At 71.5% G+C, this 6,552-nt stretch carries 6 protein-coding genes; 3 read left to right on the top strand and 3 right to left on the bottom strand.

Annotation, left to right across the window (positions count from 1 at the left end; translation table 11 throughout):
- A partial coding sequence (locus tag IEZ12_RS40130; protein ID WP_189273744.1) for an AAA family ATPase occupies nt 1-3,377 on the top strand: 3,377 nt, incomplete at its 5' end.
- Between the two features lie 45 nt (nt 3,378-3,422).
- Here IEZ12_RS40130 and IEZ12_RS21565 read toward each other — a convergent pair.
- Both IEZ12_RS21565 and IEZ12_RS21570 read right to left on the bottom strand, forming a co-directional pair.
- The gene (locus IEZ12_RS21565) at nt 3,423-3,680 is read right to left on the bottom strand and encodes a hypothetical protein (protein WP_189273747.1); all 258 of its coding nucleotides are present in this window, start codon (nt 3,678-3,680) and stop codon (nt 3,423-3,425) included.
- Nucleotides 3,681-3,764: 84 nt separating this feature from the next.
- The gene (locus IEZ12_RS21570) at nt 3,765-4,619 is read right to left on the bottom strand and encodes a hypothetical protein (protein ID WP_189273748.1); all 855 of its coding nucleotides are present in this window, start codon (nt 4,617-4,619) and stop codon (nt 3,765-3,767) included.
- A gap of 285 nt (nt 4,620-4,904) precedes the next feature.
- On the opposite strand from IEZ12_RS21570, the gene IEZ12_RS21575 reads away from it, so the two are divergent.
- Nucleotides 4,905-5,066, top strand: coding sequence for a hypothetical protein (locus IEZ12_RS21575; RefSeq protein WP_189273749.1), 162 nt, complete (start codon nt 4,905-4,907; stop codon nt 5,064-5,066).
- A gap of 152 nt (nt 5,067-5,218) precedes the next feature.
- On the opposite strand, the gene IEZ12_RS21580 is transcribed toward IEZ12_RS21575, so the two are convergent.
- Nucleotides 5,219-5,785, bottom strand: coding sequence for a hypothetical protein (locus IEZ12_RS21580; RefSeq protein ID WP_189273750.1), 567 nt, complete (start codon nt 5,783-5,785; stop codon nt 5,219-5,221).
- Nucleotides 5,786-5,900: 115 nt separating this feature from the next.
- Between IEZ12_RS21580 and IEZ12_RS21585 the strand changes: the two genes are divergently transcribed.
- The coding region (locus IEZ12_RS21585) for an ISAs1 family transposase (protein WP_229847750.1) at nt 5,901-6,552 on the top strand (652 nt) is incomplete at its 3' end.

A 6,552-nucleotide genomic window follows, 5' to 3' on the forward strand; every position in this document is an offset into this window, starting at 1 on the left:
ACGGCTTCGAAGCCCGCAACCGTCCCCTCGACGAGGGCCAGCGCGCTCTCGTCACCGCGTTCGCCGCCGACACCCGGCTACTCTCCTCCGTCGGCCTCGGCCCGGCCGGCTCCGGCAAGACCACCGCGATGCAGGCATACGTCCACGTCGCCGCCCAGGCCGGGCAGCGCGTCGTCCCGCTCGCCACCTCCGCCGCGGCAGCTGCCGTCCTCGCCAAGGACCTCAAGCAGCCCTCCGAGAACCTCCACAAGTTCCTCTGGGAGTACACCGGGGGAAAATGCGCCAGGAGCCTCCAGCGAGGCGCGAAGGTGCCCGCCAGCCGAGCGGGCTTCGTGCTGAACGCGGGCGACGTGGTCCTGGTGGACGAGGCCGGGATGGCGGGCACGCTCAACCTGGACAGCCTCGTCCGCATCGCCGCCCAGCGCGGCGCGACCGTACGTCTGCTCGGCGACCACCGCCAGCTCACCTCCGTCGAATCCGGCGGCGCGCTGCGCCTGATCGCCGCCGAAGCCGGCGCCGTCGAACTCACCACCCTCTACCGATTCAGCAACCAGGACGAGGCGGGCGCCACGCTCAAACTCCGCGTCGGCGACGGCAGCGGCCTGGGCTTATACTTCGCCAACCAGCGGGTCGTCAGCTGCTCGCGCACCGCCATGGTCGAAGCCGCGTACGACGGGTGGAAGGCCGACATGCTCGCGGGCCGCACCACGCTGATCAGCGCCCGCGCCGGCACCGACGTCACCGCCCTGTCCGCCCGCGTCCGCGAGGACCGCGTGGCCGCCGGACAGGTCGAGGCCGACGGCGTCCTGCTGCGCGACGGCAACCCCGCGGGCCGCGGCGACTGGATCGTCACCCGCGAGAACAACCACAAGATCACCACCAGCCGGGGCCGCGACTTCGTCAAGAACGGCGACGCCTGGGAGATCCTCAAGCGCCACCAGGACGGCTCGCTCAAGAGCCGCCACATGGGCCACCGCGGGCACCTCACCCTGCCCGCCGAGTACGTCGCCACCAACGTCCAGCTGCTCTACGCCTCCACCGTCATGCGCTCCCAGGGCGGCACCGTCGAGACCGCCCACCCGCTGGTCACCGAGGACATGAGCCGCGAGGATCTGTACGTTCAGCTCACCCGCGCCCGCCACACCACCACCCTCTACACCGCCACCCACGACCTCCTCCTGTTCGACACCGACGAGCAGCTGGACCAGCCCAAGAACGACCCTGACTCCTTCGCCGCCCGCGAGGTGCTGGAGCGCGTCCTGGGCCGCGAGGGCGCCCAGCTCTCCGCCACCGAGGCCATCCGCAGCGCCCAGGAGGAGGCCGTCTCCCTGGCCACCCTGGCGCCCCGCCACCAGCACGCTGTCGAGACCCTCACTGGCCCCTACTACCACCAGCTGATCCACCGCCTGTTCGGCCCCGCCCTCGCCGAGCAGATCACCACCGACGACGCGATGACCGCCGTCGTCCGCGCGCTGCGCAACGTCGAAGCCGGCGGCTGGCAGCCCGAGCGGCTGATCGCCGCCGCCACCTGGCGCGGCGACCTGACCGCCGCCGACTCCCCGGCCCAGGCCCTTGCCTGGCGCCTGAACACCATCACTGACGACCGCCCGGCCCCCGCCCACCTCAACGCCCCCACCACCGCCGACACCGCCCGCTACGCCTCCCTGGTCGCGCAGCTCACCAACCTGCCCGCCCACCGGTTCGACCCCGAGACCGCGACCGCCGAACCGGCCGCCCTGCGCGTCGCACCCGCCGCCGCCCAGCTCCCCGACGCGCACCCGCACGTCTCCACCGATACCCTCAACCGCTACGCCGACGCCGCCGCCACCGCGGTCGGCACCACCACCGACAAGGTCACCGCCCACCCGCAGTGGCCGCACCTCGCCGGCACCCTGGCCGCCGCCGAGCGCGCCAACCGCGACACCAACGCCCTGCTCATCACCGCCGCGAACCAGACCACCGGCACGAGCGACCCGGTCACCGCCCTGACCCTCGCCGCCCGCACCAACCTGACCGCCGACGGCATCCCCGAGAACCACCAGAACACCCACGTCGCCCTGCGCCACCAGGCCCTCGCCACCGACATCCTCGGCGCCGAACTCGCCACCCGCGCCCGCAACGAATGCACCTGGCCCGCCCTCACCGCCGCCCTGCGCCGCGCCGAGACCGCCGGCCACGAACCCGCCACCCTGCTGCGCCAGGCCGCCGAGAGCCGCCCGCTCACCGGCGCCGACAGCCTCAGCCAGGTCCTCGCCTGGCGCATCGGCCGCCACCTCGCCACCGCCGCACCGGCCGCCACCGAGCAGCAGAACGACCGCGCCGAAGCCGAGCTGTGGCGCACCCTCGCCTGGACCCTCAAGGCGATCGAGAACACCGGCACCACCGCGGAGACCGCCCTCTCCGCGGCGACTGGCCGCCCCGCGCTGCCCGAACTTCTCCAGCACACCCAGCAGCAGGCCCTCGCCCACACCCGAGCCGCCTCCGGCCGCGCCGACCTCCCGACCTGGATCAGCGCCGTCCCGCGCTCCACGGCGACCAACCCGCTCCACCACGAGTACCTCACCGACAGCTCCGCCCTGATCGCCAACCGGCTCTCGGTGCTCGCCGACCGCACCGTGGAGAACCGCCCGGAGTGGAGCCGAACCCTCGGCGAAGCCCCGCAGGACCCCACCCAGCACGCCCGGTGGAAGCAGCACCTCGCCGTCGTCGCCGCCTACCGTGACCAGTACAAGGTCACCGACGACAACGCCGCCCAGCCCGCCGGCCCCTACATCGAGGAAGGACGCACCGGCCACGACGCCTACTGGCAGGCCACCGCAGCCGCCGTCGCCGCCCGCCGGGCCGCCGCCGTGCCGACAAGCACGGCGACCACCACCGAGAACACCGACCAGCAGGCCCGCCGCCAGCTCGCCGCCGACGTCTACCGCGCCCTGTCTGAGGCGGACCAGACCGAGATCCTGCGCACCGTCGCGACCCGGACCGGCGCCACCTGGCTCGCCAACCTCCCACGCCTGGACGACGCCGCGCTCACCCAGCAGATCGTCGCCGAACAGGTCACCACCGTGCTCGCCGAGCGCCACCAGCTCACCGCGGAGGCTGCCCGGCCCGAGCAGCCGCAGGCGGAGGAACAGCGCCAGCCGACCCTCGCCGAGCGCCGCCGCGCCGGCCGCCAGGCCGAACGCCAGGCCCACCGCGACCAGCTCCAGCAGCGCGGAGGACAGCCCACCCGGGCCGCCCGGCCCGCACCCGGCCGCCGGGCCGAGGCCATTGAACAGCGCCAGGTGCAGGCCCCAGCCCAGCGCCCCGCCGCTCCGCAGCCGCAAGTCCAGCAGCCGCCGCAGGTTCGCCAGGATCAGAGCGGTCCGCGCATCCGCTGAGGCTCATGACGCTCGATGCCGAGACGCCCAGGTCCGGCGCTTGCGTCAGATCCGCCGAAGCGCCCGCTCGCACTCACGGCATCGCCGGTCCTCGAACTCTGCCGGGTACCACGGCTCCCCGTAACCGGCCTGGTAGTGCGTGTGCACCAGCGGGTCGGTGCTGATGCCACAGAGCGTCGTCGGCAGCGGGTCCTCCGGCACGTCAGGATCGCTCGCGGCGGCGTGGACCGACCGGACGAAGACGGGCTCCGCTTCATCCGGGTCGAATCCCTCACGAACCTCCAGCAGCACCAGCACACCCATGCACCGACGGTGCCCCCAGCGCCTGGACAGCGCACGTCGAGAACTCCCGGGGTGGGCGCCGAACGCGGGCTCGGCGCCCACTGGCTAGCTGGGGCGCGTCAGCTCGATAGCGGCGGAGCCGAGCCTCAGCAGACTGCCGTCAAGCCCGTTGGGGCTGGAGACGTTGACGGCGCCGGCAATCCGGATGACGCTGTTGACCAGAAGATCGCATACCTCCGTGGGAGAAGGCCCCTTTCGCCAGGTCAGGCAACGGCTGGTGTTGCTTCGGCGCGGGGGCACGATCTCGGCGGTGTGGGGCCAGTGCCTCCACCAGGTGCTCGCGCGAACCATCAGCCGGCTGCGCAACGGCGTACACGGGGTCGGGTCCCAGTGCGGAGAAGCACTCTCTTCGGCAGCCGTGATACCCGCTGTGTACCAGAACGCAAGATTCTCCGAGGTCTCGCTGGAGCCGGTCTCCCACCGCAGGCGAGAGCGCATCGTGCGCAGGCTGCCACGGTGGTATTCGCGCAGTTCGAGGCGGCCCTGAGTGGGCAGGTGGAGCAGATGGACGGCGCGAGCGGTGACGCGTTCGATCCGCAGGCCCGGGATGCCGAAGTGCACATGCGAGCCGTCGGTGTAGGTCACGGTCTTCGGGAGAAGGTAGTTCGCTACCCGTGGGGCCACGCTCGCCTGGATCGTCAACTGGTGTGGCGCAGGCATGATCCACTCGACGTACCCGGCGAGGCCACGGAAGGACCTGCCGCCGCGGTGGTCCCACGGGTGCGAGTGGCTGGAGCTGAACAGCAGGTCCCACAGCAGGGCCTGGAAGTTCTCCTGGCCGATGTCCTCGGTGTCCAGCTTGATCCGCCCGTTGAGCGCGGCGGCCCGCAGAACGTCCTGGGGCACGGAGAGCAGGTCCTGGTACTGCTTGAGGCGCGCACGGTCGGTGACATGCGGCATTGAAGATCCTCGCTGGCGCCAGCCCGGACTGCGCCGCGAAGTGAGACGGTGATGTCGTCTGATGGCACGGCGAATGGCGAGGAGGTTGGGCATCTCACCCGCCGGCTCACAGGCACATTTCGTCCGGGCGAACGGCCCGCCGTAGACCACCTCCGGGCCCAGCACGAAGGTAGGGGAACCCGCTGCGATCAGCACGTCGCCACGCCGAAGGCGGATGGGACAGTCACCTGGATCGAGCGGATCACCGAGCCGTCCCAGAACCCCTGACCCGGGGTGCGTCGGCTGGTGCGCTCCGCCGGTTCGACCGCGTTGCTGGCCGGCCGCAGGGCCCGCAGCAGCATGCTGAGCTGGGAGTACATCGGCCGCGCCTTCGGCTGCGGGCCGGAGGAGGCGCTGGAGCGGTTCGGCGAGACGCTGCCCGACGTCGATCGGGATGAAGAGGTGTAGATCGTCAGCTGTCGAGTTTAGGCCGGTGACCCGCGCCAGGTTGAGGTCCGGCCCCGGTCCAGCGCCCGAGCGGGCAGCATCTGCGAGTCCAGCGATTGTTGCTCACCCGACTTCGGCCGAACCTCAGGCCGGAGGGTGGCTGACCCGGAGCGTCACGCGTCAACTCCCGTGTCGCCGGAATCGGCCGACGCAGGAAGTTGCTCGGGGACGGTTCGCAAGAGCGCGGCGGTCATTGCGAGCAGCGTTTCGGCTTCGGCCCTGCTGTAGTCGAACGACTTCGTGATGGCGTCGTTGTGCATGGCCCCGGAGGTCTGGCTGTACAGCGAATCTTGGATTCGCCACCAGCGCTCCGACTGGGTGCACTGGTTGGCGAGCTTCTTGGAACCAGGGTTGTCCCACCCGGCATTGTGCTGCATCCACTCCAGGACACGGCGCACCTCCAGAATCGCTGCTCGGATGCTGCCGCTGGTGATCAAGCGCTGGGCTTCGCGGAGGGCGAGTCCAGGCTCGGCACGCCGAGAGTCGTGGAGCGGGTACGGGACCGCCATCTCGAACGCTGCGGATGGGGCGGCCTGCTCTAGCTGTTCCTCCCACCGACTCCTCGCGATGGATATCTGGTCGGTGATGAGTGCGGTGCCGGGATAACCCGCCGCCTGCGGAAGCGTCGCCGACACCTCCACCTCGAACCGGCAGGGGTGTTTCAAAGTCCTGGTGATCATGTCAGTCCGCAGGTCGCGGTAATGCGAGGAGTGCGGACCAGGCCGTCACGAATGCAACGAAGCTCCGGCTGAACGGGGTGACCTTCCCAAGTCGCCCTGAACCACCGGAGCTTCGATGTGCCGCCAGTCTGCCACCGTCTGCCTGATCAAGTCGCCCGCGCTGGACGGCGTGGTGGGATTGCCGCTGGTGGAGCGGTTGCGGGCGCTGCCCGATCCGCGTCGGCGTCGAGGGCTGCGTCACCCGTTCGTGGCGGTGCTGCTGGTTGCCGCCTCGGCGGTGGTCGCCGACGCGTGCTCGTACGCGGCCATCGGCCAGTGGTCCGCGAACGCTCCTCAACACGCCCTGGCCCGCCTCGGTGCGCGGGTCGTGGGCGCGCTGGGCGTGCGGGTCGCACCCAGTGCCGCCACGATCCGGCGGGTTGTCGCCCTGGTCTGCCCCGGCGGCCTGGCCGACCTGACCGGCGCTGATCCGGCCGGCTCGGACTCGGTCGCCGTGGATGGCAAGGCCGCCCGAGGCTCCCGGCACGGCGAGTTGCCCGCTGCCCACCTGCTGGCCGCGATGACCGGCGACGGCCGCATCGTCGCCCAGCTGCGGGTCCCCGACAAGACCAACGAAATCACCTGCTTCGCCGCGCTGCTGGCACCCTTCGACCTGACCGGGGTCACCGTCACGGCCGATGCCCTGCACACCCAACGCGCCCACGCGCGCTTCCTCGTGGAGGAAAAGAAGGCGCACTACCTGCTGGTGGTCAAGGCCAACCAGCCCG

This window comes from Kitasatospora griseola (genome assembly GCF_014648555.1).
GTDB lineage: Bacteria > Actinomycetota > Actinomycetes > Streptomycetales > Streptomycetaceae > Kitasatospora > Kitasatospora griseola.